We start from the raw sequence: 26,715 nt of genomic DNA on the forward strand, positions 1-26,715 counted from the left end.
CTAGATCAGCCAGCTGCGAGGATTGGAAACGGCCCGGCCGGCTTTCAGATCCCACAGGCCGACCGCGCCGCGCACCGGTAGCCAGACCGCCAGGGCGAACAGGATGAAGACGCCGATCCCGACGACGATCAATATGCCGCCCAGCACGGCGATCACCGCCGCGGCCCACAGGGTGCGCTGCTGGAAGATCAGATGGCTGCGCGCCACGGCGTCGTCGGGCAGCGGTCGCCCGGTCACCGCCAGCAGGCCGAGCACGGCAGAGACGCCGAAGGTCGGGATGGCGAACAGGATCAGGGCGTAGACGGTGAACAGCCCGGTGCTGCCCGCGACCGCCGCCGGCTCGCGGCGGCGCCGGCTGCGCGGCTCGGACAGGGCGAAGGTCGATCCGGCGTCGACGGCCGGGGTGACCACGACGGGCTGGAGGTCCGGATCAGGGGCCGAGGCCCGGGTCTGACCGACCAGCGAGGCCGCCGAGGCGAAGCCGACGTGGGCGTCCTCGTCGTGCAGCGTCGCGCGCGGGCTCACGGCCGCGGGCTCGCGCTCCGGTTCGGGGGTCGGCTCCGGCTCCGGTTCGGGTTCGGGCTCAGGTTCGGGCTCCGGTTCGGGCTCGGGCTCGGGCTCGGGCTCGGGCTCAGGTTCGGGTTCGGGTTCGGGCTCGGGCTCGGGCTCGGGCTCGGGCTCGGGCACCGTGGTCGATTCGGGGTCCGGTTCCCCGGCAGCGTCATCCACGACCGGCCGCGGGGCCTGGGGCTCCGGCTCGGGCGGGACGACGGGGTCGGGGTCGGGCTGGTGGGGGTCGCCGGGTTCGGCCAAGGTCAGGTCCTCTGGTCTGGGTCGACAATGCCGCTCCGGCCCGCGCCGCGCAACCGTCAGCGGCTGAAGGCGAGGGCGCAGCCGGCGGCCTCGGCCCCGTCGAGGGCCCCGGGCTTCTCGATGCGGACGGCGACGCGCCGCACCCGCGGGTCGTCGAGACAGGCCACGGCCAGCCGTTCGGCGAAGGTCTCGACCAGGCCGACATGGCCCGCCGCCGCGATGGCCCGGGCCGCCGCCGCCACGGTCTCGTAGTTGATGGTGTCGGCCAGGTGCTCGACCACGACGGGCCCCATCTCCAGGGTCACATCGATGACCAGGGTCTGCAGCCGGCCCTGTTCATGGTCATAGACACCGATGCCGACGTCGAGGCGCAGGCCGCGCACGAACACGCTCAGCCCCTCGCGCTGGAAGGCGTCGCCGAGCGGAAACGGCGTGACCGTGGGGGACGAGCTCATACGGCGCTACTCCAGGATGTCGGGGGTGCGCCACGCCAGGTGCTGCCCCCCGTCCACGGCGATCATCTGGCCGGTCACCATGTCGGCGTCCAGCAGCCAGCACACGGCGGCGGCCACCGCCTCGGGGCTGCCCGGCTTCTGCAACAGGGTGGCGGCGGCCTCGGCCGCGAACTCGGCGGCGCTCTGGTGCACCGACGGCAGGGTCGGGCCCGGCCCGACGCCATTGACCCGGATGGCCGGGGCCAGGGCCTGGGCCAGGGTCTGCGTCGCCCACCACAGGGCGTTGCGCGACAGGCTGTAGGAGAAGAAGCGCGGATCCGGCTTCAGCACCCGCTGGTCCAGCAGGTTGACGACGGCCGATCCGTCGGGGGCCTGGGCGGCGAAGACCTCGGCCAGCACGATCGGGGCGCGCAGATTGGTGTCGAGGTGACGGTCCCAGGTGGCGCGGTCCAGCGCGCCGACCCGGTCGTCCTCGAACACCGAGGCATTATTGACCAGGGCCGTCAGCGGGCCGAGCGCCGCGACGGCTTCCGGCACCAGGGCCCGGGTCGCGGCCTCGTCGGTCAGGTCGGCGGCCAGGACCACCGCGCGCCGGCCGCGCGCGCGCACGGCGGCGGCGACGTCATCCGCCTCGGGACCCGAATCGCGATGGTGGATGGCCACGTCATAGCCGGCCGCGGCCAGCGCGAGGCAGATCGCCCGGCCGATCCGTTTCGATCCGCCGGTGACCAGCGCCGCGCCGCGACTGGCGCGGGCGTCAGTCAATCCGGCCGAACTCGATGAAATTGATGAGGGCGAGGACGGCGATGAAGCCGAAGATGATGCCGAGAGCCAGCATGGAAAACACTCCTGTTCGTGCGCCGCAATAAAGCCCCCGGCCCGCCTGTTCAAGCGCAACCGGCGCGGCCTATCCTCGCGGCGCATGAGCAATTGGCGCACCCGCATCGAACCTGTCACCCGTCCGCTGTTCTTCGCCTGGTCGCGAATGACGCGCGGCAAGACGCTGGGCGTGCGAGGCATCGCCGTCGACGCCGGGGGCCGGGTCCTGCTGGTGCGGCACACCTATCTGCACGGCTGGTGGTTGCCCGGCGGCGGCGTCGACCGCGGCGAAACCGTCGAACAGGCCGTGATCCGCGAGATGCGCGAGGAGACCGGCGTGCTCGTGGAAGGCCGCCCCCGCCTGGTCAGCGCCCATTCCAATGAGCGTTTCTTTCCCGGCGACCACGTGCTGGTCTACCGTATCGACACCTTCAGCCTGACCGATCGCCCCCCCGACGGCGAGATCGCCGAGATCGGCTGGTTCGCCCCCGACGCCCTGCCCGCTGACACCCACCACGCCAGCCGGGCCCGGCTGACGGAGGTGTTGGGCGGCAAATCCAGTGATCCGGACTGGTAACCCCCGCTGTTCGGGGCTAGCGAAAAGCCATGAACCCCTCACTCTTCGCCATGCTCGCCGTTGTCTTCGGCGGAGCCGCCACGGCCCTGCAGGCCCCGACCAACGCCAAGATGATGACCGCGGTCGGCTCGCCGGTGAACGCGGCCTTCGTCTCCTTCGCGGTGGGCACGGCCGCGCTGGGCATTCTGGCCGTGGTGCTGCAGACGCGGCCGGACATGGCCGCCTCGCGGGCCCTGCCCTGGTATGCCTGGGTCGGCGGGCTGTACGGGGCCATCTTCGTCGTCGCCGCAGCCTGGGGCGTGCCCAAGCTGGGCGTGGCCACCACCATCACCTTGATGGTGGCCGGCCAGCTGCTGCTCAGCCTGGTGCTGGATCATTTCGGGGTCATGGACGTGCCGAAACAGCCGATGAACCTCGGTCGCGTCGCCGGCGTCGCCCTGGTTCTGATCGGCGTCCTTCTGGTGCGGCGTTCCTGAGCCTATATCGGACGGGATGACCGAGCCGACGATCACCGATGTGACTGACGAGGCCCCCGCGCTGACCGCCGCCGACCTGATCCGCGACGAGGCGCGCCGGGCCCCGGACAAGCCGGGCGTCTACCGCATGTATGGCGAGGACGGCACCTGCCTGTATGTCGGCAAGGCGGCCAGCCTGAAGAAGCGGATCCTGCAGTACGCCCAGGGCCGGTTCCACACCCAGCGCATCGGGCTGATGGTGTCGCTGACCCGGGCGATGGAGCTGGTGGTCACGGCGTCAGAGACCGAGGCCCTGCTGCTGGAATCCAACTTCATCAAGAAGCTGAAGCCGCGCTTCAACGTGCTGCTGCGCGACGACAAGTCGTTCGCCGAACTGATGATCCGCAAGGACCACCGTGCCCCCCAGGTGAAGAAGCATCGCGGGGCCCACACCACGCCCGGTGACTATTTCGGCCCCTTCGCCTCGACCTGGGCCGTCAACCGTACCCTGACCACCCTGCAGCGGGCCTTCCTGCTGCGCACCTGTTCCGACAGCGTCTACGAGAGCCGCACCCGCCCCTGCATGCTGCACCAGATCAAGCGCTGTTCGGCCCCGTGCACCGGCCTGATCTCGCTGGAGGACTATGGCGCGCTGGTGGAAGAGGCCTCGGCCTTTCTGCAGGGGCGTTCGCGGGCCGTCATCACCCGCCTGTCGGACGAGATGACCGCCGCGGCCGAGGTGCAGGACTATGAGCAGGCGGCCCGGGTCCGCGACCGTATCCGGGCGCTGTCGACCATCGCCATGGAGAATTCGGTCAGCGCCGACGGCATCGCCGAGGCCGACGTCTTCGCCCTGTTCACCGAAGGCGGCCAGGCCTGCGTCCAGGTCTTCTTTTACCGCGCCGGCCAGAACTGGGGCGGGCGGGCCTATTTCCCGCGCGTCGACCGCAGCGACACCGATCCGGAGATCCTCGCGGCCTTCCTGGGCCAGTTCTACGAGGACCGACCGGTGCCGCGCCTGATCCTGTCCAATGTCCGGCCGCACGAGCTGGAACTGCTGGAAGAGGCTTTCAGCCTCAAGTCGGATCACAAGGTCGACATCGCCCGGCCGCAACGCGGCGACAAGCTGGGTCTGGTCGATCACGCCCTGACCAATGCCCGTGAGGCCCTGGGCCGGCGCATGGCCGAAAGCTCGGCCCAGGGCAAAATTCTGGACGAGGTCTGCGAAGTGCTGGGACTTGAGGCCCGGCCGGAACGGATCGAGGTCTATGACAATGCCCACATCCAGGGCACCAACGCCGTCGGCGGCATGATCGTGGCCGGACCGGACGGCTTCCAGACCTCGCAGTACCGCAAATTCAACATCCGCGGCGAGGACCTGACCCCCGGGGACGATTACGGCATGATGCGCGAGGTCATGCGCCGGCGCTTCGGTCGTCTGGTCAAGGACGAGGCGGCGGGCGAGGCGGTGGTCCGCCCCGACCTGCTGCTGATCGACGGCGGGGCGGGCCAGCTGGCCGAGGTGCTGGCGGTGCTGGCCGATCTGGGGGTCGAGGACATCGCGGTGGTCGGAATCGCCAAGGGGCCGGATCGCGACGCCGGGATGGAACGGTTCTTTATGCCGGGCAAGCCCCCCTTCATGCTGCCGCTGAAATCACCGGCCCTGTACTATGTGCAGCGGCTGCGCGACGAGGCGCATCGTTTCGCCAACGGGGCGCACCGCACCCGCCGCTCGATGGACATCAAGAAGAACCCGCTCGACGAGATCGAGGGGGTCGGTCCCGGGCGAAAGAAGGCCCTGCTGCATGCGTTCGGTTCCGCCAAGGGCGTGTCCCGGGCGGCGGTCGTCGACCTGGTGAAAATCCCCGGCATCAACCAGGCCCTGGCCGAACGTATTCATGCCTACTTCCGCAAACCCTGAAGCTGCAATAGAAGCCGATTCATGACCGTAGCATCCGACGAACTGACCGCCGGCTATCGCCGGTTCCGCGATACGACCTGGCCCGAGCAGCGGGCCCGCTTCATCGCCCTGGCCGAGGAAGGCCAGGAACCGCATACGCTGATCGTCGCCTGTTCCGACAGCCGCGCCGATCCGGCCGCCATCTTCGACGCGACCCCCGGCGAGCTGTTCGTGGTGCGCAACGTGGCCAATCTGGTGCCGCCCTATGAGCCCGACGGCCAGTTGCACGGTGTCTCGGCCGCCCTGGAGTTCGGGGTCAAGGTCCTGAAGGTCAAGCGGATCGTGGTCATGGGCCACGCCCACTGCGGTGGCGTCAACGCCATGCGGAACGGCGCGCCCGGCAACTGTCAGGACTTTGTGGCCCCCTGGGTCGCCCAGGGCGCCGAGACGGTGCGCCTCGCGACCGAGTCGATCGGCCCGGACGCGGCGGAACGGGTCGCCGAGGAGGCGGTGGTCCGGTTGTCGCTGGACAATCTGCGCACCTTCCCGTGGATCGCCGAGCGCGAGGCGGCCGGGGACCTGGAATTGACCGGCCTGCATTTCGGTATCGCCGACGGCGTTCTGACGGCCCTGACCGACCAGCCGCGGTTCGAACCCCTGGGTTGAGTCGACCCTCGCCAGCCTGCGCGAACCGTGGCAAACCGGATGAACGCCGACCGGAAACGCTGATGACCCGCACCCACGCCAACCCGATCCCCAACATTCTGACGGGCATCCGCCTGTTCGCCGGGGTGATCATGTTCCTGATCCTGGCGGGGGCCACCGGCATTCCGGTGCTTTCGGGCTATCTGAGCCCCGATGACCAGTTCGCCCTCTATCGGGCCGCGTTCTGGATCTTCGTGATCGCCGCCTCGACCGACTGGGTCGACGGCTATCTGGCCCGGCGCTGGAATTCGACAACCCGCTGGGGCGCGATCCTCGACCCGATCGCCGACAAGATCCTGGTCACCGGCGCGATCCTCGGCCTGCTGACCTCAGGGTCCCTGACCTTCATCGCCATTCCCTGCGGCCTGATCCTGTTCCGCGAATTCGCCGTCTCGGCCCTGCGCGAGACCATGGCGGGCAAGGTCCACCTGCCGGTGACCCTGCTGGCCAAGTGGAAGACCACCCTGCAGATGGTCGCCCTCGGGGCCCAGCAGTTGATCCTGCTGTGGGATGGTTTCGGCTTCCCGCTGGAATGGCAGCCGCATTTCCAGACCTTCGCCTATGTGCTGATCTGGGCCGCCGCCATCGTCACCCTGTGGACCGGGTGGCAGTATTTCGACACGGCCAAGCGGCAGATGGCCGAGCTCTAGGGCCCAGGGCCCAGGGCTTAGGGCCTGGGCAGACTCAGAAACCTGAGACCTAAGACCTAAGACCTAAGACCTACACCCTACCTGCTCAGTCGGCCCCCAGCTCCGCCACCAGCCGCTGCATGCCGTAGACGTCGCGCAGGGCCGTGGTCACCGCGCCGGTGGTCACGATCACGCTGCGATTGACGTTGCGGTCATAGCCGTAGGCGTTGCGCTGGCTCAGCACGGTCGAGTCGAAATTGGCCCCGACGATCTCGCCCGCCTCATTGACCACCGGACTGCCCGACGAGCCACCGATGGTGTCCGAGGACACGGCCATGTTCAGCACGGTGTCGCCGTCGATCCGGTCCTTCGCCGCCAGCAGTCTCGGGGCCACGTCGAACGGGGCCGCCCCGGTGGCCCGGTCCCACAGGCCGTTGAAGGTGGTGAAGGCGCCGAAGCGCTGGCCGGGAACGTCCGTGCCCTCGATCCGGCCGTAGGTCAGACGCAGGGTGCCGGTGGCGTCGGGATAGACGGCGTCTCCATAGGCGGCGAAACGGGCGGCGGCCAGTTGCTCCGAAGCCCGCGCGGTCGGAGCCTCGACCCGGGACTCCCAGTCGGCACGCACGGCGCGGGCCTGGTCGTCGACCTTCAACGCATACTGGATCAGCGGATCGTTGGAGGCGCGCACGGCGGCCAGACCGCCCTGCCACAGGGCCCGGCGCACCGCGGGATCGGCCAGGGTCGTGCCCTCGACCAGCCGCGCCGACAGCCCTTCGGGCGACTCCTGCCCCAGCAGGACGCGGACGCGGGGGTCGTCGACGGTCAGCCATTCGCGCGTCTTGGACAGCCACCATTCCAGACGCAGCTGGTCCAGCGACGGATAGACCGGACGCACGGCCATCAGGCGGGACTCGACGCTCGACAGACGGGAGTCGGCAAACTCGGGCAGCCGCTGGTCGGACGGTTTGGCCCGCTCGACTGCCGCGCGGACCAGGGTCTCGGCATAGCCGTACAGACTCGAGCCGCCGCCGGAGCGCGCCTCGAGCAGGCTGTAGGCCGGATAGAGTTCGCGCTGGATCGGCTGGACCGCGGCCAGATCGGCCCAGGGATCGCCAGTGATGTCACCGCCCGCGGCCCGGGCCCGGAAGTCGGCCTCGGCCTCGGCCCGGCGGGCCATGAAGGCCGGATCGATCAGCGCCCGCATCCGGCCGAGGCCACGCTTGTAGGTGTTCTCGACGCTCGAGATCGGGTCCATGGCGATGAAGGCGTTCTCCTCGCTCTCCTCCGAGAAGCGGATCATCCGGCCGCGCAGCTCCGACGCCAGCAGCTGGTCCATCGGCAGGACCACGTCGCGGATGGTCATCAGCTGGTTCTGGGTCAGCAGGCGCTGGGTCGATCCCGGGCTGCCCGAGACGAACACCGGCGTGCCCTCGACCGGCGGCGCGGCGTTCCAGGTGAAATGGGTCGGGGTCGCCGCCGGCTGACCGTTCTCGTACAGGCGGACGAAGGCGGCATCGAGCGAGAAACGCGGGAAGCTGAAATTGTCGAGGTCACCGCCGAAGGTCGCGGCCCGGTCCTCGGGCGCGAAGGCCAGGCGAACGTCCGTGTACTTCTTGTAGGTGTAGAGCTTGAACTGGCCGCCCCGATACAGGCTGACCACCTGGCAGCGCTTGCCGGTGTCGCCGGCGCAGGCCTCCTGTTCGATACGCCCGCTCTCGGCGTCGCGGGCCTGGGTGAAGGCCTGACCGGACAGCCCCTCGCCCGCCCTGTGCATCCGCTCTGTCACATCGGCGATGTCGGTCAGGATCTCGGCCGTGCCCCCCGGGCATTTCAGCTCGTCCTCGCGCCGGGCGGGGGTGAAGCCGGTCTCGGCATAGTTGATGGCCTGGGTCGACAGATTGGCGACGCAGCTGGAGACGCAGTGGTTGTTGGTCATCACCAGACCCTCGGCCGAGACGATGCCGGCCGAACAGCCGCCGAACTTGGCCGACGACAGCCGCACCCGGTCCAGCCAGGCCTGGTCGATGGCGGTGCCCAGCGTCGCATTGGCCCGGGCGATGGGGAAGTTGTCGAAGGTCCACATGCCTTCCTCGGCCTGCGCGGGCGCGGCGGCGACGAGGGTCAGGGCGAGGACGGCCATGGAAGGGGCGAGGTAGCGCATGGATTTGTCTCCTCCCCATCACCCGTGACGGGCAGGGGGACCACGAAACGGTGGAAGGGTCGACGCCGGGCGAGGCCCCCTCCGGTTGATGCCTGTTATCCGATTTAGCGGATGAAAACGGGGTGGGGAACAACCCCTCCACCGCTTCGCGGTCCCCCTCCCCGTTGGCTCCGCCAACAGGGAGGAGACAGTCTACTGCACGCCCAGCTCGTCCAGCAGATGCGGCTGGCGATAGATGTTGCGCAGCGCCTCGGTGATCGCCGCCGTCGACACGGAAACGGTGCGGTTCAGCTCACCGTCATAGCCATAGGATCCGCCGAGCGAGTGGATGTTGCCGTCAAAGGCGGTGCCGATGACTTCGCCGGCGGCATTGATCACCGGCGAGCCGGAGTTGCCGCCGATGATGTCGTTGGTCGAGACGAAGTCATAGACGGTGTCCATGTTCACATCGGCCTTGCGGTCGAGGAAGGCCTGGGCCGCGTTGAACGGCACCGCGCCCGTGGCCCGCTCGTACAGGCCGCCCATATAGGTGAAGGCCGGCACGGTCACACCGCGATAGGTCCAGCCCTTCACCTGGCCGTAGCTGAGACGCAGGCTGAAGGTGGCGTCCGGATACAGGTTGTCGCCATAGGCCGCGAACCGGGCCTGGGCGACGCGCTCGGCCGCCCGGGCGGTCGGGGCGTTGACGGCGGCGGCCCACTGGTCGCCGACCGCCTGGGCCGCGTCATCATTGGCAACGACGAAGGCCAGCAGCGGATCGGCCTCGGCCATCTGGGCCGGGGTCAGGTCGAGGGCCCAGCGACGATAGGCCGGATCGGCCAGTCGCGTGCCGGACACCAGCCGTTCGGCCAGGGCCTCGGGGCTTTCACGGCCCAGCAGGGCCTTCACCTGGGCATTATCGACCGTCAGATATTCCCGGGTCTTGGACAGCCAGAAGGTCAGGTAGATCTGTTCCAGATCGGTCGAGATCGGCGTCTCGGTCGCCAGGCGATTGCCGAGCGACGCCAGGGCGGCGGCACTCATGCGGCGCTGGTCGGCCGGCTTGGCCTGGTCCCTGGCCGCCCGCACCATGGCGCGGGCATAGTTGTAGAGGGTCGAGCCGCCGCCGGCGCGGGCCTCGAGCTGATAGTAGGGGACGAACAGATCGCGGGCGACGGCCTGGACCTGCTCAAGCTCGGCCCACGGGTTGCCGATCCGCTGTTGCAGCGCCGGATCGCCGGCCACGATCTCGCGCAGCTCGGCCTCTTCAGCCCGCTTCCGGCCCATGAACACCGGATCGGTCAGGGCTCCCTGCTGGCCGAAATAGACCTTGAAGCTGTTCTCGAGACCGAAGATCGGATCGAACGAGACCCGGCCGGCCTCCTCGCTGGTCCCCGCATATTGCAGCAGGCGACCGCGCAGTTCCGAGCCCTGGATCAGCTGCAGCGGCAGCTGCTGGTCGCGCAGGCGCTCCAGCTGCGACTGGGTCAGCAGGCGTGAGGTCGAGCCCGGATTGCCGGCCACGAAGGTGACGTCACCCTCGGCCGGCGGGTTCGGGTTCCAGGCCAGATGGTTGGGGGTTTCGACCGGCTTGCCGTCCTCGTAGGCCCGCAGGAATCCGGCATCGAGCGCATAGCGGGGGAAGTTGAAATTGTCGGGATCGCCGCCGAAGAAGGCCGCCTGGTTCTCGGGCGCGAACACCAGCCGCACGTCGTCATATTTGCGGAACTTGTACAGGGCGTAGCGCCCGCCGCGGTAGAAGCTGATCACCTGGCAGGTCAATTTGGGGTCGTCGGCGCAGTTTTCCTGCTGGATCGCACGGGTCTCGGCGGCGCGCGCGGCGTTGAAGGCCGCGCCCTCGAGGCCCTCGCCCGAACCCAGCACCCGGTCGGTCACATCGATGATGTCGGTCAGCACCTCGGCCGTCTGGCCCGGGCAGGTTGTCTCCTCCTCACGGGTCCCCGGCATCCAGCCGTTCTTGACGTAGTCGTTTTCGGCGCTCGACAGCTCCTGCACGCAGCCGACCACACAGTGCCAGTTGGTCAGGATCAGGCCTTCGCCCGAGACGAACGAGGCCGAACAGCCCTGGAGGCGAACCGCAGCGCCCCGCACCCGGTCCAGCCAGGCCTGGTCGATATGGGTGCCGTACTTGTCGTTGACGACCTGGATCGGGAAATTGTCGAAGGTCCACATCCCCTCGTCGGCCCGGGCGGGCGTGGGCAGGGTGGCAACCATGGCCGACGCGACGCCGAAGGCGGCGAACGCGGCGGTCAGGCGAAATGAGGGCAGTGACATCAGAACCGGACTCCCGTTGGATGCGCGTCGGATCGCGACACGGTCGCCGCCTGATTACGCCGGAAGAACACAGGCCGTCTACGGCCAGTTATTTCGCGCCGTGAACGCCGGTGACCTTTGCCTTACCCCGATTTAACTTGGCCCGTCGCCCGTCGCCCTTCACATAGCGTGACTACTTCGGGGGTTCATCCAGTTCGATGTCGCTTGCACTTTCAACGCTCTTGTACGAATGGCGCCGCTATATGGCCGCCGTCATGGCCCTGGCCCTGTCCGGCCTGCTGGTCCTGGCCATGACCGGTGTCTTCATCGGCATCGGCAAGGGATTCACGGCCACGATCGAACGCTCCAGCGCCGACATCATCATCATGCAGCCCGGGGCCAAGAGCCTGATCGGCGGCCCCTCGGGCGTGCCGCGGCGCTTCATCCCACTGGCCTACAACCATCCCGACGTGGTCGAGGTGCAGCCCCTGGACGGGGCCGGCGGATCGTTCCAGTCGATCAAGAACGTCGACCCGACCATGAGCCAGGCCGAACGCGCCCGGCGCGGCGCGCCCAAGCAGCAGTTCGTCCAGGCCAGCATCATCGACACCACGCCGGATGCCGTGACCATTCCGACCGACTATTCCCAGGAACTGATCGACGCCCTGCGCCAGCCCTATACGGTGGCGATCGACGAGACCGCGCTGAAACCGCTGGGCGTCAAGCTGGGCGACAAGGCCCTCTACAACGGCCAGACCGTCACCGTCATCGCCGTGCTCCGCGGCTATCCCAACATGATGTCGTCGACCATCGTGATGTCGCGCGACACCCTGCGGATGCTGGGCCAGGCCGATACCGGCCCCCGGGTCGGCCCGCTGATGGTCAAGTTGCGCGACCCGGGCCGGGCCGTGGCCGTCGCGGCCCAGCTCAACACCATGGGCAACGGCCAGTGGAAGGCCTGGACCCGACAGGAACTGGCCGACGCCAATGCCGGGGCGATGTTCGAGGAAGGCATTCTCGTCATCATCATCGGCGGTTGTGTCGTGCTGGGCACCATCATCGGCGTGGCCATCACCTGGCAGACCCTGCAGGGGGCGATCATGGCCAACATCAAGGAGTTCGCCTCGCTGCGCGCCCTGGGCGTCAGCATGGGATCCCTGCGCCGGATCGTCGTCGAGCTGAGCTTCTGGGTCGGCATTCTCGGCGTCGCCGCGGCGATCGGCCTGACCTGGCTGGTCGCCCTGTTCGCCGCCTCCAATGCGGTCATCATCGCCCTGCCGATGAGTCTGTTGCTGGTCGTCGGCGGCGGCCTGATCCTGATCGCCATGGGCTCCGGCCTGCTGTCGATGGGCGTTCTCAAAAACAGCCAGCCGGCGGATCTTCTGCGATGAGCCCGACCAAATCCCACGGCAAGCACGGCGACTTCGCCATCGAGGCCAAGGGCCTGATCAAACGCTTCAAGACCGGCCGCAGCTATGTGGAGGTCCTGAAGGGGCTCGATTTCGACGCCCGTCACGGCGACCTGACCATGGTCATGGGCCCCTCCGGTTCCGGCAAGTCGACGCTGGTCGCGGCCCTGTCCGGCCTGTTGCGCCCGGAGGAAGGCAAGGTCGCCACGCTCGGGGTCAACGACCTGTGGAAGCTGAACAGCGGCAAGATCGACAAATTCCGCCTCGATAATTGCGGCTTCATCTTCCAGGGCTTCAACCTCTTCCCCGCCCTGACGGCCCTGCAGCAGGTCGAGGTGGTCCTGAAATACCAGGGCCTGTCGCCCGGTGCGGCCCGGCGGCGGGCGAAGGACGCCCTGGAGGAGGTCGGTCTGGGACCGCGCCTGCACCAGCGCCCCTCGTCCCTGTCCGGCGGCGAGAAGCAACGTGTCGCGATCGCCCGCGCCCTGGCCAAGGATCCGCAGATCCTGTTCGCCGACGAACCGACGTCCGCCCTCGACGGCGAGAACGGCCAGGTGGTCATTAAACTGCTGCGCCGGGCCGCGACCGAACACGGCGCCGCGGTGATCTGCGTGACCCACGACCCGCGCCTCGAGGCCTGGGCCGACCGGGTCATTCACATCGAGGACGGCAAGATCCTCGATGACCAGCGCCGCACCCCCAATCCCGATGCCGCCCTGGCGTCGCACTGAATCCCGCCCTTCAAGGACACTTCGTCATGCCTGCCTTTCTGAAGAACAAATGGCTCTGGATCGGCCTGGTGCTGATCATCGTCGCCGTCGTCGGCTTCAATGTCTTCCAGAAATCCTCGGCCGCCAAAAAGGCCGAGATCGAACAGGCATCGACCGCAAAGGTCGTCAGCCCCTATGCGGCCATCGCCAACGGCAAGGTCGACGTCGAGGGCGGCATCATCCAGGTCGCCGCGCGCCGCGGCGGCATCGTTCGTGAGGTCCTGGTCCAGGAGGGCGATCGCGTCGCCGCCGGCCAGGTGCTGGCCCGACAGGAGGATGACGAGGCCCGGCTGGCGGTGCAGAGCGCCCAGGCCCAGCTGGCCCAGGCCCAGAGCCAGCTGGCCAACATCCAGGTCGACATCTCCACCGCCCAGCGCGAGTACAACCGTCTGGAGCGACTGGTGGCCACCAATTTCGTCGCCGCCCAGCGGATGGACCAGGCCCGCGACGCCATCGCCTCGGCCCGGGCCCGTCTCGGTTCCCAGCAGGCCGCGATCCAGACTGCCCGGGCCCAGGCGGCCCAGGCGGCCTATAATCTGGAGCTGACGATCATCCGCGCACCGATGAGCGGCCGGATCGTGCGCCGTTACGCCAATCCGGGGGCCGGGGCCTCGACGCTGAACGTGTCGAACATGTTCGATCTCGAGCCCGATGCGCCGCGCATCGCCCGCGCCGAGATCGTCGAGAGCGACATCCCCAACATCACCGTCGGCCAGGCCGTCGAGATCACCCCCGAGGGTGACCCGACCAAGATCTATGTCGGTGAGGTGATGCGCCGGGCCGCCGTGTTCGGGGCGCGCAAGCTGACCTCGGACGATCCGTCGCAGCGCAGCGACGAGCGGGTGATCGAGGTCGTCGTCAGCGCCGGGGACGCGCCTCTGCTGATCGGCCAGCGGGTCCTGGTCAAATTCATGAAACCCGGCGAGACCGCCGGCGCGGCGCGGGCCCCGAGCATCGGCGTGCCCGCCGACCGGGCCATGCGGGCACCGGCGCGCTAGAGCCGGCGACGCCGCCCACACGGGTCAGGGACCGGTCGGACATCGTCCGGCCGGTCCTTTTTCTGACGTGCAGGGTCAGCGCCCGGTGAAGGCCCCCGGCCGCTTGTCCAGCACGGCATTGACGCCTTCAAGATGGTCGTCGGTCAGGTGAGCCAGGGCCTGCATTGCGGCGGTCATCTCGAGGATCTGGTCGAAGGTCGCGTCACGGCCCTGGCGCAGCAGGGCCTTGGTCATGCGCAGGGCCTGGGGGGGCTGGGCCGCGACCTCGTCCGCGGTCGCCAGCGCCTCGTCCATCAGCCGGTCAGCCGGGACGACCCGGTTGACCAGCCCCCACTCGCGCGCCGTGGCGGCGTCCAGAACCTTGCTGGTGAACAGCATTTCGGCCGCCCGGGCATAGCCGATGTTGCGCGGCATCAGCCAGGCACCGCCGTCACCGGGCAGGATCCCCAGCTTGAGGAAGGGCACGCCGAAACTGGCGGCGTCCGAGGCGATGCGGATGTCGGCCAGACCGGCGATGTCGCAGCCGAGGCCCATGGCCGGGCCGTTCACCGCCGCAATCAGCGGCACCTCCAGTCCGTAGAGCGCGCGCACGATCCGGTGCACGACCCGGCGATAGCGCTCGCGGATGTCCGTGCCCGAACCGGCGAACATATCGCGCCGGTCGCGCATCGCCTTCAGGTCGCCGCCGGCGGAAAACGCCCGTCCGGCCCCGGTCAGGACCACACACCGCACCGACAGGTCCGCGTTGACGGCCTCGCAGGCCGCCGCGAACGCCTCGCCGTCACCGAGATCCGGAAGGGCATTGAGTCTGTCCGCCCGGTCGAGGGTCCAGACCATCACCGGTCCGCGTCGTTCCTGTCTGATCAGATCGCCCATGTCCGCTCCTTGCGCTGGCGCGCAGGGCTAGCGGTCCGGGCCCCAATTGCAAAGCCCCGGCCTTGCGGTCCGGGGCTCTGTCAATCGAAGGGGCGTCGCAGCTAGCTGCGCGCGCCCTTGAGTTTGATCGGCACGAAGTTTGACGGGTGGCTGACCACGCGGTCGCCGGCACCGTTGCTCGTCTTCGTGTTCACCAGCATCCCGCCCCACAGGGCAAAGGACATCAAGGCGTGCTGGAGGTTACGTTGCTTATCGTTCATCCTGGCGTCTCCTTTCGCAGAAAGATGAAAAGAGACGCGTCGTGCTGATCGGGAATCTCACCGTCATAGTCGTTTCGCGTCACCACAACCGTAGCAGGGCTCCTGGAATTTTCAAGTTTTATGTTCCGCATTCAGAGCAATATTCGCAAGGTCGTCATCTAACGTGACCCATCCGCCGCCGGCCATCGCCACCCCCTGCACCAAGGTCTGTATCGTCGACGGGGCCTCGAACCTCTGCCTCGGCTGCTTCCGGACCCTGGGCGAGATCGGCGGATGGAGCAGCCTGAGCGACGAGCAGCGCGCCGCCGTCATGGCCGAACTGCCCCAACGCCGCGCCCGGATCGACCCCACCCTGCTGTCCCCGTCCTGAACCCACGGCCCCGGGCGGTCTTAACCAATGGTCAGCCACATCGGTTCACCCCATACCAACCCGTCGGCCCCATGGTGACATCGACCGCAGAAGCGGTTGTGTCGCGTGAGTCTGCATGGTCCGCTTCGATCTCTCCTCTGTCGCCGTGGTCGCCCTGGCCGTCGCCTCGTCCCTGAGCGCGGCCTTCTGGCTGAACCATCTCGATCACAACGGCGAGGCCCGGGCCGCCTCGGCCTATGTCGCCCTGCCCCCGTCGGCCTCGGGCGACACGGCCCAGATCGTGCGGGCGGCGGACGGTCACTACTGGGCCCAGGCCAATATCGACGGCCATGCCATCCGCGTCCTGGTCGATACCGGGGCCAGCGTCGTGGCCCTGACCCGCGAGGATGCCCTGCGCCTGGGTCTGCGCCTCAAACCGGCGGACTTCACCACCACGGTCACCACGGCCTCGGGTCCGGCGCGCGCCGCCGCGGTCGATCTGGACAGCGTCTCGGTCGCCGGGGCGCGGGTGGAACGCGTCGCCGCCCTCGTGGTCGAGTCCGGCCTGCCCAACTCCCTGCTGGGCATGAGCTATCTGGGTCGTCTGTCCGGGTTTCAGGCCACGCCGGCGACCCTGACCCTGCAGCCCTAAAGAGCCTTGAGCACCACCGAGGCCGCGGTCACCAGCAGGTAGACGGCAAAGGCCCTGCGCAGCACGCGCTTGTCGAGACTGTGCGCCAGCCGCGCCCCCCAGGGTGCCACCAGGGTGGTCAGCAGTCCCATCACCAGCGCCGCCGGGATGTTGACGTAGCCCAGCGAATACGGTGGTCGTCCGGGTGCGTCCCAGCCGAAGGCGACAAAGCCCACGCTGGCCGCCGCCCCGATGGCCAGGCCGAAGCCCGAGGCCGTGGCCACGGCCTGATGGATGGGCCGCCCGCACAGGGCCATGGTCATGCCGCCGAAGCTGCCGCCGCCGATCCCCATCATCGCCGACAGCAGGCCGATCACGGTCGCGACGATCCGCCGTCCCCAGCCGGTCGGCAGGTCCGGTCGCAGCACGAACCGTTCCGGCAGCAGGCCCATCTGGATCGCGACCACCAGCACACAGACGCCATAGACGATGGCCAGCCCCTCCATCGAGGTGATCCCGGCCACGGCGGCCCCGACCAGACCGCCGGCCGCCACCCACGGCGTCCAGCGGCGCAGCACGCCCTCGTCCACCGCCCCGTGGCTGCGGTGGGCCCGCAGCGACCGCCACGAGGTGGCGACGATGGTCAGCAGGGAGGTGCCGATGGCGGTGTGCAGATTGGCCTCGCCGCCCAGACCCAGCACCGAGAAGGCATAGAACAGGGCCGGCACGATCACGGTGCCGCCACCGACGCCGAACAGGCCGGCGATCAGGCCGCCGACCAGGCCGGCCCCGGTCAGGGCCGCCAGCAGCATCAGCAGGTCGTTCAGGGACAGGGCCGTCACGCGGCCGCGTCGGCGCGGTCACGCCGCGCCTCGGCCTCGCGCACGGCCGCGACCGCGCGGTCGACGACCTCAAGCCCGGCCCCGGGCACGATCGACTCGACCGTCAGAATGCGCCGGAAGGCCCGCGCGCCCGGCCGACCGTGCATCAGACCCAGCATGTGGCGGGCCATGGCCTGCAGATGCACCCCCTCGTCGAGCCGCGCCGCCAGATAGGGGCGATAGCGGTCGATGGCGGCGAAGGCATCGACGTCCTCGACCGCCGCGCCGAACAGCCGGCGGTCGACCTGCCCCAGGATGGCGGGCTCATGATAGGCGGCGCGGCCCAGCATGACCCCGTCCAGCGCCACGCCGTCACTGTCATCCAGATGGGCCTCGGCCGCGTCCAGCGATGGAATGCCGCCGTTGATGCAGACCGTCAGTTCCGGCCGGTCGCGCTTCAGTCGCCGCACCAGCGCATAATCCAGCGGCGGCACGTCGCGGTTCTCCTTGGGCGACAGTCCCTTCAGCCAGGCCATGCGCGCATGGACGATGAAGGTGGTGATACCGACCGCAGCGCAGGCGTCGACCGTCTCGAACAGGCTGATGGCCGGGTCCTGGTCATCGACGCCGATGCGGCATTTGACGGTGGCGGGCACGTCGACCGCCGCGCGGATCGCGGCCATGCATTCGGCCACCAGCGTCGGCTCGCGCATCAGACAGGCCCCGAACCGGCCCGACTGGACGCGGTCCGACGGGCAGCCGACGTTCAGATTGATCTCGTCATAGCCCCAGGCCGCACCGATCCGGGCCGCCTCGCCCAGCTGCACCGGATCCGACCCGCCCAGCTGCAGGGCCACCGGATGCTCGACCGCGTCGAAGCCCAGCAGCCGCTCGACGTCGCCGTGCAGGATCGCCGGGGCCGTGACCATCTCGGTGTAGAGCAGCGCCCGGGTCGTCAGGGCGCGGTGAAACGCCCGGCAGTGCCGGTCGGTCCAGTCCATCATCGGCGCGACGGACAGGCGGTGGGCGGGAAATGGCGACATGGTCTCGGATGTTCAGGGTCAGGGCAGGACGGCGTGATCCCCCTCATAGCGAACTATGCGGGGAATTTCGCCGTCCGGTGATGACGCCCTAGAACAGCAGCTTGCGGAAGCTCAGCTTGATCGTCCGGCCGGTCGGATCGAGATAGTCGGGCTGATAGCCGACCGGGGTAACGCCGAGCGAGTCCCGCACCTCGAGGCGGCTGTCGAAGACATTGTCGATGTCGAGGCTGATGCGCGAACCGCGCAGCCAGAAGAAGCGGCTGATCAGTTCGGGCCGGGCCGTCAGATCGGCGAAGAATTTCAATCCGACCGTCGCCTGGTCCGAATAGTGGAGGTCGCCCGATGACAGGGTACCGTTGACGTCGGTAGCCGCCTTCCAGCTGGCATTGACGCGCGCGCCGAGGCCGTTCAGCGAATAGCCCGCCTGCAGCTCGACCTCGTGCCGGGGCTGACCGCCGCGGCTGCCCACGGCCGCGCCGTCCAGCAGATCCAGCACCGGCAGGCCGTCACGGATCAGGATCTCGTCCTGGAAGCGCCAGGTATGATAGACGGCCATCTGCAGCCGGCCCTCGCGCGCACCGCCACCGCGACCGCCGAAGCCGCCGCCGCCCGGTCCCCCGCCGCCAGGGCCACCGCCGCCGGGGCCGCGGAACCCGCCGCCCTCGCCCGGACCGCGCCGGCCGGTAGCGCCCGCAGCCGGCGCGCCCTCCGGACCTGCCGCGCCGGCCGCCGGGGCCGGCTGGTCACCGGTCGCTGCCTGGGGTTGGCGACCTTCCTCGCGATTCCGCGCCGCAATCCGGCGATCCCGCTCGGCGATGAACCGGGCCCGCAGTTCGGGTGATATCTGCGGCGGCGGACTGGTGTCGCGGATCGCCCGCGAATAGTTGAAGCCCCAGCGGATCTCCTGACGGTCGGCCCGGGCGAAATTCACGGCCCGGGCATCGATGGACGTCAGCTGGCCGCTGAGGTCTCGGGTGAACCGATCTGGAAAGGCCGCTTCGATGTCCGGGGTCAGGGACGGAAAATCCGACACCTGGTCGCGGGTATTGCTGCGCACATAGTCCGCCGACAGTCTCAGGTCAGTCTCGTCGAACGGCTTCCAGTTCGCGCCCACCTTCAGCACCCGCCGGTTGTCGGCGGTCAGGGCGCTGTTGCCGCCGGTGACCCGGGTCACATCCACGGTCTGGCCGGTGGCGTAGTCATAGGTGGCGACGCCCGGCGTGAAGATCGTCGGATCATTCAGCTGCTGCACCGTCGGGGCCCCGTCCTCGTCGGTATAGCTGACGATGAAGCGGACCGGCTCAACCGGCGACCAGGTCAGGCCGTAGCCGATCGTGGCCAGGCCGCCGAAGTCGGACAGGTCCTCATACTGCAGGTTCAGGTTGGCCGACAGGTCGCCCAGCGCCGCCAGCACCGCGTTGCGGCGGCTGGCGATCGGCAGGTTGAGACTGGTCTGCAGGCTGCCGGTCTGGCGCGAGATATCACTCTCCTGGACCACGCCTGACCGCTCGCTGCGCGCGTCCAGCGACACGCTCTCGAACCCGCCCTTGACGGTCGCGCTCATCGCGCCGGCGGACAGTTCGTACAGGGTGCCGTTGAAGACCGCCTCGCCCCCGACGGTGCGCGACGTCGACCGTGAACGATCATCCGGCAGCCGCACCAGGTCGGCCGCAGCCAGCGGCGCATAGGGGTTGAAGCCGGGATCACCGGCCGCGATGCGGGTCTGCAGGGCCGTCACGTCGAGCCCGCGCTGGGTAACGGTTTCGCTGCGGGTCTGGTCCAGATTGCCGGTGACGGTCCAGCGCCAGTCGCCCAGCTCGCCGTTGGCCGCGCCCCCCAGATGACCCGACAGGCTGTCGGAGTCGCGGGCCTTCGCCCCGAGGGTGTCGATGTAGCGATAAAGGCTGACGTCGTTGTTGAACGGCGACCAGGGGCTGGCCGACTGCAGGGCGAAATTCGCCGTCGGCAGGCCCAGGTAGCTGCGGCTGTCGCTCGCCTCGACCGTGGCGTTGACGGTGGCCATCACGTCGCCGAAGGCGCGGGTCACCGCCCCGTTGATCGAACCGGAATCCGATCGGGCCAGCAGGGTCCGGAAGGCCTGGTCATCGTTGGTGTTCGGCGTGCCGGCCGTGGCCGCGAAGTCGGCCAGGGTCGGACTGCGGGTGGTCGCCGATCCGGGCACCCCGGCCACGGTCACCACCGCCCCCGCCAGCGCCGACAGGGCGGGATCGATCTCGCCCCCCGCCGGTACCCCGCCGACATTGCCGACCCGGTCATAGGGGCTGTCCCCCAACGGCCGGTCGATGTCGCGGTCACTCTCGAAGACCGGCGTGGCGTGCTGGTACTGGACGTCCAGGGTCCAGCGCTCGTCGCCGCGGATCCGCAGGGCGTTGCTGGCGATCTGGCTCGTGGTCCGGTCACCGGCGGTGGCAGCCGACACGCCCGCCTCGGTGGTCAGGGCGCGAAACCGCTCACGCAGGACAAAATTCACCACCCGCTGGTCGGCCCGGTAGCCATAGGTGAGCGCGACCTCCTCCGGCAGGATCTCGACGCGTTCAATCGCCTCGGTGGGAATGCTGCGGATTTCCCGGAAGCCCGAAATCCGTTTGCCGTTCAGCAGGACGACCGGACGACCGCTTCCGCGCCCGCGGGCGCTGCCGGTCTGCGGGGTCAGGGCCGCCAGCAGGTCGGTGATATTGTTGGCCCCGTAGGCCCGGATGTCACGCGCATCCAGCACGAGCTCCGGCTCGATGTCGCCGAGGACGCTCCCGCGCGGCCGTCCACCACTGATGACGACCTCCCCCAGATCGAAGGTCTCGGGATCCATCGGTGCCGCCACGGCAGGCGGGGTTTGCGGCTGCACCGTCTGGTCCTGGCCGGCGGCGGCATCGGCCAGGGCACCGGCGGCGACGCCGTACATCAACAGGGAGGACAAAATCATCGCGGCGGGTTCCATGGTCAGGGTCGGCGAGGTCTCGGACCCGACGCTGCCAGGTTCCGGACTGTAAACGGGTTACCCGGCCCATTCCGTCGCGGAAATCTGCCGGCGATTCCGCGGGGGCAAGAAGATGGCCGTGCCCCGGTCTCTGGCTCTAGTCACCCGAAATCATGACGCTTTTCCAGTCACGGGCCGCCCATCTTCGGCCTGATTTGCGCTCGGGGCGGCCTGCCGCTACCCTACGGACCTCCCCACTACCCATTGTATTCAAATCACATTCTATCAAACCGTGATGGAAACGCCGTTCGCCAAGCCGAACGTCAGCCCCATCGGTTCGTGATCAACAGTCAGGATTTCCATGCGTAACACCCTTCTCGTCGCCGTCTCGTTCGTCGCCCTCGCCGCCGCCGGCCAGTCCATCGCCGCCCCCGCCGCCACGGCTCCCGCCGCCCTGACCCAGGAAGCGGCCGACGGCATCAGCGACGCCGACCTGCGCGCCTTCGCCGCCGCCATGGGCGAGGTCCAGACCGTCGCCGCCGCCGTCGAGGGCACGCCCACCGCCGAACAGCAGGCCGCCATGGCCGCTGCGGTCCAGGGCTCCGGCCTGGCCATCGACCGGTTCAACACCATCGCCACTGCCGTGTCCCAGGACCCGGCCCTGCGTGCCCGCATCGCCGTCGTGACCGCCCCCGCCCCCGCGCCGGGTTCGGTGGCCGCCGGCGTCAACGATCAGGAACTGAGCCAGTTCGCCGCGGCCATGGCCGTGGTCCAGACCGTTGCCGCCCGGGTCGAGGGGGGAGCCGCCACGGCCGAGCAGCAGGCCGAGATGGCGTCTGCCGTCCAGAACTCCGGCCTCGACATCGAACGCTTCAACACCATCTCGACGGCCGTGTCGCAGGACGCGAGCCTGCAGGCCCGTATCGCCCTGATCAACGCCCGGGCCCAGGGCACCCAGTAAGCCCTGATCCCGTGATCGACCCGAGGGGCGGCTCCGCAAGGGGCCGCCCCTTTTTCATGAGGGGCCTGACTCTTCGGTCGTCGCCGCCGGTGTGTCGTTGAGCAGCCGCCCCTCGCGCCGGGGCGTGACGTAGGGAGCGGGTTGCGGCGTCGGCATATTGCCCCGCATCAAGGCGCGTCCGGCCGTCAGCCCGCCCGAGACCTGCAGGGCCAGCCTCTCCTGATCGCGCCGACGGACGTCCTCGATGGTTTCGCGAACCTCCTCGTCCGAAAACCCCAGATCGATCAGAACCTGCTCGCCGAACGTCAGGGCGGACTCGAACGTCTCCCGGATATGATAATCGACCTTGGCCTCGATCAGCCGCAGCGAATGGCCCCGATCAAAGGCCCGGACGAACAATTTGGTCAGCGGGAACTCGGCCTTGACCAGCTCGACGATCCGGTCGGCCACCTCGGGCCTGTCGACACAGACCAGGATGGTCTCGGCCTCGCCGGCCCCCGAGGTTCGCAACACGTCCAGCCGCGCGCCGTCGCCGTAAAAGACCTTGAAGCCGAAATTGCCGGCGGCCCGGATCATCTCGACATCGACCTCGATGATCGACACATCGACGTCCCGGGCCAGCAATGGCTGTGACACCACCTGGGCAAAGCGACCAAATCCGATAATCAGAACCCGCTCGCGCAGGTTTTCGGCATGGTCGACGCCGTCGGTCGAGACCCGCTCCCGCGGTCTCAGACGGTCGGCGATCAACACCCGGAGCGGCGTCACCGCCATCGACAGGATGACCACCGCCGACAGGATCGACGCCGTCCGCGGATCGAACAGGCCCGCAGCCAGGGCGGCGGCATAGAGGACGAAGGCGAACTCACCCCCCTCACCCATCAGGGCCGCCCGCAGCAGGCCCTCGCCGTGACCCGAACGCCGCCGGGCCACCGCATAGACGGCGATCATCTTGGTCCCCATGAAGGCCGCCAGACCGCCCAGCACCAGCGGCCAGTCGGCGAACACCACACCGAGGTCCAGCGACATGCCGACGCTGAGGAAGAACAGCCCCAGCAGCAGGCCGCGGAACGGCTCGACGTCGGCTTCCAGCTGGTGCCGGAAGGTCGATTCCGACAGCAACACCCCGGCGAGGAAGGCTCCCATGGCCATCGACAGGCCGCCCAGCGACATGGCGTAGGCCGCCCCCAGCACCACGAACAAGGCGCCCATGGTCATGATCTCGCGACCGCCGTAGCGCGCCAGCAGGCGGAAGAAGGGATTGACCACCCACCGTCCGGCCACGATCACCACCGCCACCGCCCCGACGGCCAGGGCCACGGTCATCCAGACCGGATGACCGGTCGCGACCGCGGATCCGTAGGTTCCGGCCAGCACCGCGACCAGCGCCAGCAGGGGCACGATGGCCAGGTCCTCGAACAGCAGCACCGAGACCACGCGCTGGCCGGCCGGGTCGGCGTTCTCGCCCCGCTCCTCCAGCAGTTGCATGACGATGGCCGTCGACGACAGGGCGAAGCCGAAGCCGGCGATCAGGGCCGCATACCAGACCAGACCGGCCGCCATCGCCACCCCGGTCAGCAGCAGGGCGCACAGGCCGACCTGCACCGCCCCGGTGCCGAAGATCTCGCGCCGCAGGTTCCACAGCCGGGCCGGCCGCATCTCCAGGCCGATGATGAACAGGAACATGACGACGCCGAACTCGGCGACATGAAGGACGGCCTGCGGGTCGCGCACGACGCCCAGCACCGACGGACCGATCAGCACACCGGCCGCCAGATAGCCCAGCACCGCCCCCAGCCCCAGACGCCGGAACAGGGTCGCGGCCACGGCCATGGCCGCCAGCAAGGCCACCGCGTGGCCCAGTCCCATTGCCGTCGTCTCGTGCATATCGTGTTCCCTGCCGGCCCCGATAGTGGGGCGGCGCGCCCCGATCTGCCAGCCCGATCGCGCCGATACCCGGGCAAGCGCCACAGTTTTGCCCGATCCAACCCTGTCTCATGGGGCCGAACGCTGCAGGAGTGACCCCATGCCCCCCCGCCCGCTCAAGCCGGTTCTTGCCGCCGCCCTCAGCCTCGGCCTCGCCGTGCCCGCCCTGCCCGTCGCCGCCCAGGTCCCCGGGCCGAACGCAGACAAGCCGGGCGACGGTGTCGTCTCTGCGGCGGCCTGTGCCGCCTTCGGTTTCACCCTGCCGACCCGCGGGCCGGACCGACCGGTGCACGGGGTCACCGGACCCGCCATGACGGCACCGCCGCCCCCGCCGCCGCCACCCCCCCCGGCACCGCCGCCGCCGTCGCAAATCATGGGCAGCGCGGCCGAAATCGTCGTCAGCGCAAGCCGGATCGCGCCCGGCGCGACGGTCGGGCATATGCGGCCCGCCCCGACCCTGCCGTCCCGACCGCTCGACACTGAACGCTATCCGGACGCCACCCCCAATCCGGTGCAGCGCGTCGCCGACGCCCCGGTCTCGACCTTCTCCATCGACGTCGACACCGCCGCCTATGCCAATGTCCGGCGCTTCATCGACGACGGCGTGGCCCCGCCCCGCGACGCGGTCCGGGTCGAGGAACTGGTCAACTATTTCGACTATGGCTACGCCCGTCCGGCCTCGGCCTCGACGCCGTTCGCCATCCGCACGACCATCGCCGCCGCCCCCTGGGCCCCGGGCCGCCAGATCGTCCATATCGGCCTGCAGGGCTATGAACTGTCCGAGGCCGCGCGCCGGCCGCTGAACCTGACCTTCCTCGTCGACGTGTCCGGCTCGATGGGCAGCCCTGACAAGCTGGCCCTGGCGCAGAAGGCGATGAACCTGGTCATCGACCGCCTCCGCCCCCAGGACACCGTCGCCGTCACCTATTATGCCGAGGGGGCGGGCACGACCCTGGCCCCGACGCCGGGCGACCGGAAGCTGAAGCTGCGCTGTGCCGTGGCCAGCCTGTTCGCCTCGGGCGGCACCGCCGGGGCCACCGGCATGACCAATGCCTATGACCAGGCCCGGGCCGGCTTCGCCGCCGACCGGGTCAACCGCATCCTGATGTTCACCGACGGCGACTTCAACGTCGGCGTCACCGACGACAGGCGGCTCGAGGACTATGTCGCCGACCGGCGCGCCGACGGCATCTATCTGTCGGTCTACGGCTTCGGGCGCGGCAACTACCAGGACGCCCGGATGCAGGCCATCGCCCAGGCCGGCAACGGCATCGCCGCCTATGTCGACGACCTGAACGAGGCCCGTCGCCTGTTCGGCCCGCGCTTCGACCAGGGGGCCTTCCCGATCGCCGACGACGTCAAGATCCAGGTCGAGTTCAACCCGGCCCGGGTCAGCGAGTATCGGCTGATCGGCTATGAGACGCGGCTGCTGAACGAGGAGGATTTCGCCAACGACCGCGTCGACGCGGGCGAGGTCGGCTCGGGGGCGGCGGTCACCGCCCTGTACGAGATCACCCCGGTCGGCGGGCCCAGCCAGATCCCCGAACGGCGCTACGACGGCAACCGGTCGATCGGCGTCGGCGGCGGCGACCCGAACGGCGAGGTCGGCTTCGTGCAGGTGCGCTACAAATTGCCCGGCGGCACGGAGTCCCGCCTGATCCAGCGCGTCATCTCCAACACCGGCGCGGAAGGACGGGTCAGCGCCCAGCCGCCCGAAAGCACGCGCTGGGCCATCGCCGTCGCCGCCTTCGGCCAGAAACTGCGCGGGGATCCGTGGATGAACCCCGACTACGGCTGGGACGCGATCATCGAACAGGCACTGGGGGCGCGCGGTGACGATCCCTATGGCGAGCGGGCCGAGTTCGTCGGCCTGGTGCGGGCGGCAGAGACCCTGCCGGCGCGCAGCCGACCCTAGGTCGTCCGGGTTTTGGCCGCACGCCGCTTGCGCCGCGGCTTGATCAGAAAGGACCACGTCCCGATCCCGCCCAGCACGGCCAGGGCCAGACCGCTGAGCGCCGTCACGATGCGCCAGGGCCAGCCCCCGACCGAGGCGGCGTGGATCGGATACAGGGCGTGGGTCGCGCGCAGGCCGGAGGGCAGGCGCTGGGCGTCGGTCACCTGGACCACCCGGCTGGTGGCGGGATCGATCAGGAGTGTGGTGCGGCCGTTCGGGTGCCATTCGCCGGGCTGTTTCATCCGGATCGAAGCCGGCTTGCCCGGGGCTGACGGCCATCCGGCCATGCGGATCGTCGCCGTGGGAAAGCGGGCCTGGGCCTCGGCGAAGGCCGCCGGCCAGTCGATGTCTCCGCTTCCCACAACCGGGGCCTCGGGCGGCGGTGGCGCGCCGGGGGCCAGCAGGGATTGCGACTGGGCGTAGAACACCAGCCCCGCCCCGGTCAGGCCGAAGACCAGGATCGGCAGGGCCGCGATCAGGCCGAGATTGCGATGGCTGGAGACCATGTCGGCGCGCCGTCCGGACTTCGGCCAGATCCTGAGCCGGGTCGCCCGCCAGGCCGGGGCCCAGACCACCAGTCCGGTCAGCACCAGCAGCACGGCGGCCAGCGCGGCGATGCCGCCGACGACCTCACCGATCTCGCCCGCCATCAGCTCATGATGCAGGTCGAACACGAAGGCCTCGGGTCGGGCCGACCCGTGCCAGGTGACCAGGGTGCGCCCGGACGCATCCGCATAACCATAGCCGTGGTCGTGCCTATACAGGCGCTGGATACCGACCCCGGCCCCGGCGAAATTGACGGAGCGCAGGTCGCCGTGCCCGGCCTCCAGCCGGTCGGCCACGGCCCCGAGCCGGGCGGCCGTGGGCTGCACCTCGGCCCGCGCCTCGGGCACGGTCAGGCGCAGCCAGTCGTCCTCGAACACCAGCAGGGTGCCGGTCAGGCCCAGCACCAGAAGCAGCAGCGACAGGATCGCTCCCGCCCAGGCGTGGACCGTGCGCAGCACCCCGATCATGA

24 protein-coding genes are annotated in these 26,715 nt (G+C 69.3%); 12 read left to right on the plus strand and 12 right to left on the minus strand.

Annotation, left to right across the window (positions count from 1 at the left end; all coding sequences use genetic code 11):
* From AACZ75_RS05320 to AACZ75_RS05330, 3 genes are read right to left on the minus strand one after another with little or no spacing between them, the layout of a single operon-like run.
* Nucleotides 1-813: a hypothetical protein gene (locus AACZ75_RS05320; RefSeq protein WP_339871687.1), complete on the minus strand. Its 813-nt coding sequence runs from the start codon at nt 811-813 to the stop codon at nt 1-3.
* A 56-nt stretch (nt 814-869) separates the two neighbouring features.
* On the minus strand, nt 870-1,268 hold the full coding sequence (gene folB, locus AACZ75_RS05325; protein ID WP_339871688.1) for a dihydroneopterin aldolase: 399 nt from the start codon (nt 1,266-1,268) through the stop codon (nt 870-872).
* 6 nt (nt 1,269-1,274) lie between these two features.
* The gene (locus AACZ75_RS05330) at nt 1,275-2,033 is read right to left on the minus strand and encodes an SDR family oxidoreductase (protein WP_339871689.1); all 759 of its coding nucleotides are present in this window, start codon (nt 2,031-2,033) and stop codon (nt 1,275-1,277) included.
* A gap of 157 nt (nt 2,034-2,190) precedes the next feature.
* Here AACZ75_RS05330 and AACZ75_RS05335 point away from each other — a divergent pair, with 157 nt between their 5' ends.
* From AACZ75_RS05335 to pgsA, 5 genes are all read left to right on the plus strand, one after another.
* On the plus strand, nt 2,191-2,664 hold the full coding sequence (locus tag AACZ75_RS05335) for an NUDIX domain-containing protein (protein ID WP_339871690.1): 474 nt from the start codon (nt 2,191-2,193) through the stop codon (nt 2,662-2,664).
* 29 nt (nt 2,665-2,693) lie between these two features.
* Complete coding sequence (locus AACZ75_RS05340; protein WP_339871691.1) at nt 2,694-3,140, plus strand: DMT family transporter; 447 nt, start codon at nt 2,694-2,696, stop codon at nt 3,138-3,140.
* Between the two features lie 16 nt (nt 3,141-3,156).
* Entirely contained in the window at nt 3,157-5,040 is a 1,884-nt protein-coding gene (gene uvrC / locus AACZ75_RS05345; protein ID WP_339871692.1) for an excinuclease ABC subunit UvrC, read from the plus strand.
* A 21-nt stretch (nt 5,041-5,061) separates the two neighbouring features.
* Nucleotides 5,062-5,685, plus strand: a complete 624-nt coding sequence (locus AACZ75_RS05350; protein WP_339871693.1) for a carbonic anhydrase — start codon at nt 5,062-5,064, stop codon at nt 5,683-5,685.
* Between the two features lie 62 nt (nt 5,686-5,747).
* Nucleotides 5,748-6,374, plus strand: coding sequence for a CDP-diacylglycerol--glycerol-3-phosphate 3-phosphatidyltransferase (gene pgsA, locus AACZ75_RS05355; protein WP_339871694.1), 627 nt, complete (start codon nt 5,748-5,750; stop codon nt 6,372-6,374).
* Between the two features lie 85 nt (nt 6,375-6,459).
* Here the strand turns inward: pgsA and AACZ75_RS05360 are convergent, their stop codons facing one another.
* Together AACZ75_RS05360 and AACZ75_RS05365 are read right to left on the minus strand one after the other, a co-directional pair.
* Nucleotides 6,460-8,514, minus strand: coding sequence for a S46 family peptidase (locus AACZ75_RS05360; protein WP_339871695.1), 2,055 nt, complete (start codon nt 8,512-8,514; stop codon nt 6,460-6,462).
* 192 nt (nt 8,515-8,706) lie between these two features.
* Nucleotides 8,707-10,788 (minus strand): S46 family peptidase, encoded by a 2,082-nt coding sequence (locus tag AACZ75_RS05365; RefSeq protein WP_339871696.1) that lies wholly within the window; start codon nt 10,786-10,788, stop codon nt 8,707-8,709.
* Between the two features lie 197 nt (nt 10,789-10,985).
* Between AACZ75_RS05365 and AACZ75_RS05370 the strand changes: the two genes are divergently transcribed.
* Genes AACZ75_RS05370 through AACZ75_RS05380 form a run of 3 tightly spaced genes read left to right on the plus strand, consistent with a single transcriptional unit; the run spans nt 10,986 to nt 13,944 of the window.
* Entirely contained in the window at nt 10,986-12,158 is a 1,173-nt protein-coding gene (locus tag AACZ75_RS05370) for an ABC transporter permease (RefSeq protein WP_339871697.1), read from the plus strand.
* Complete coding sequence (locus AACZ75_RS05375; protein ID WP_339871698.1) at nt 12,155-12,907, plus strand: ABC transporter ATP-binding protein; 753 nt, start codon at nt 12,155-12,157, stop codon at nt 12,905-12,907. Before AACZ75_RS05370 ends, AACZ75_RS05375 begins: the two co-directional genes overlap by 4 nt.
* 26 nt (nt 12,908-12,933) lie before the next feature.
* A complete protein-coding gene (locus AACZ75_RS05380; RefSeq protein ID WP_339871699.1) occupies nt 12,934-13,944 on the plus strand; it encodes an efflux RND transporter periplasmic adaptor subunit in 1,011 nt (336 codons plus the stop codon).
* Nucleotides 13,945-14,019: 75 nt separating this feature from the next.
* On the opposite strand, the gene AACZ75_RS05385 is transcribed toward AACZ75_RS05380, so the two are convergent.
* Both AACZ75_RS05385 and AACZ75_RS05390 read right to left on the minus strand, forming a co-directional pair.
* Complete coding sequence (locus AACZ75_RS05385; RefSeq protein ID WP_339871700.1) at nt 14,020-14,820, minus strand: crotonase/enoyl-CoA hydratase family protein; 801 nt, start codon at nt 14,818-14,820, stop codon at nt 14,020-14,022.
* Between the two features lie 101 nt (nt 14,821-14,921).
* A complete protein-coding gene (locus AACZ75_RS05390; protein WP_339871701.1) occupies nt 14,922-15,080 on the minus strand; it encodes a hypothetical protein in 159 nt (52 codons plus the stop codon).
* Between the two features lie 163 nt (nt 15,081-15,243).
* On the opposite strand from AACZ75_RS05390, the gene AACZ75_RS05395 reads away from it, so the two are divergent.
* A complete protein-coding gene (locus AACZ75_RS05395; protein WP_339871702.1) occupies nt 15,244-15,450 on the plus strand; it encodes a DUF1289 domain-containing protein in 207 nt (68 codons plus the stop codon).
* A 115-nt stretch (nt 15,451-15,565) separates the two neighbouring features.
* Nucleotides 15,566-16,081 (plus strand): TIGR02281 family clan AA aspartic protease, encoded by a 516-nt coding sequence (locus AACZ75_RS05400; RefSeq protein WP_339871704.1) that lies wholly within the window; start codon nt 15,566-15,568, stop codon nt 16,079-16,081.
* Here the strand turns inward: AACZ75_RS05400 and AACZ75_RS05405 are convergent.
* From AACZ75_RS05405 to AACZ75_RS05415, 3 genes are all read right to left on the minus strand, one after another.
* Nucleotides 16,078-16,902: a sulfite exporter TauE/SafE family protein gene (locus tag AACZ75_RS05405; protein WP_339871706.1), complete on the minus strand. Its 825-nt coding sequence runs from the start codon at nt 16,900-16,902 to the stop codon at nt 16,078-16,080. The two genes, AACZ75_RS05400 and AACZ75_RS05405, sit on opposite strands and share 4 nt — an antisense overlap.
* Nucleotides 16,899-17,924 carry a tRNA dihydrouridine(20/20a) synthase DusA gene (gene dusA, locus AACZ75_RS05410; RefSeq protein ID WP_339871707.1) on the minus strand — a complete coding sequence of 342 codons (1,026 nt, stop codon included), beginning with the start codon at nt 17,922-17,924 and terminating at the stop codon, nt 16,899-16,901. Before dusA ends, AACZ75_RS05405 begins: the two co-directional genes overlap by 4 nt.
* A gap of 88 nt (nt 17,925-18,012) precedes the next feature.
* Nucleotides 18,013-20,865: a TonB-dependent receptor plug domain-containing protein gene (locus tag AACZ75_RS05415; protein ID WP_339871708.1), complete on the minus strand. Its 2,853-nt coding sequence runs from the start codon at nt 20,863-20,865 to the stop codon at nt 18,013-18,015.
* A gap of 355 nt (nt 20,866-21,220) precedes the next feature.
* On the opposite strand from AACZ75_RS05415, the gene AACZ75_RS05420 reads away from it, so the two are divergent.
* Complete coding sequence (locus tag AACZ75_RS05420) at nt 21,221-21,820, plus strand: DUF4168 domain-containing protein (protein WP_339871710.1); 600 nt, start codon at nt 21,221-21,223, stop codon at nt 21,818-21,820.
* Nucleotides 21,821-21,874: 54 nt separating this feature from the next.
* On the opposite strand, the gene AACZ75_RS05425 is transcribed toward AACZ75_RS05420, so the two are convergent.
* Nucleotides 21,875-23,707 (minus strand): monovalent cation:proton antiporter-2 (CPA2) family protein, encoded by a 1,833-nt coding sequence (locus AACZ75_RS05425; RefSeq protein WP_339871711.1) that lies wholly within the window; start codon nt 23,705-23,707, stop codon nt 21,875-21,877.
* A 139-nt stretch (nt 23,708-23,846) separates the two neighbouring features.
* Between AACZ75_RS05425 and AACZ75_RS05430 the strand changes: the two genes are divergently transcribed.
* The gene (locus AACZ75_RS05430) at nt 23,847-25,661 is read left to right on the plus strand and encodes a von Willebrand factor type A domain-containing protein (protein ID WP_339871712.1); all 1,815 of its coding nucleotides are present in this window, start codon (nt 23,847-23,849) and stop codon (nt 25,659-25,661) included.
* Here the strand turns inward: AACZ75_RS05430 and AACZ75_RS05435 are convergent.
* Entirely contained in the window at nt 25,658-26,713 is a 1,056-nt protein-coding gene (locus AACZ75_RS05435) for a PepSY-associated TM helix domain-containing protein (protein ID WP_339871714.1), read from the minus strand. The two genes, AACZ75_RS05430 and AACZ75_RS05435, sit on opposite strands and share 4 nt — an antisense overlap.
* Nucleotides 26,714-26,715 lie beyond the last annotated feature (2 nt).

Origin of the sequence: uncultured Brevundimonas sp. (assembly GCF_963975535.1) — a bacterium.
Classification (GTDB): domain Bacteria; phylum Pseudomonadota; class Alphaproteobacteria; order Caulobacterales; family Caulobacteraceae; genus Brevundimonas.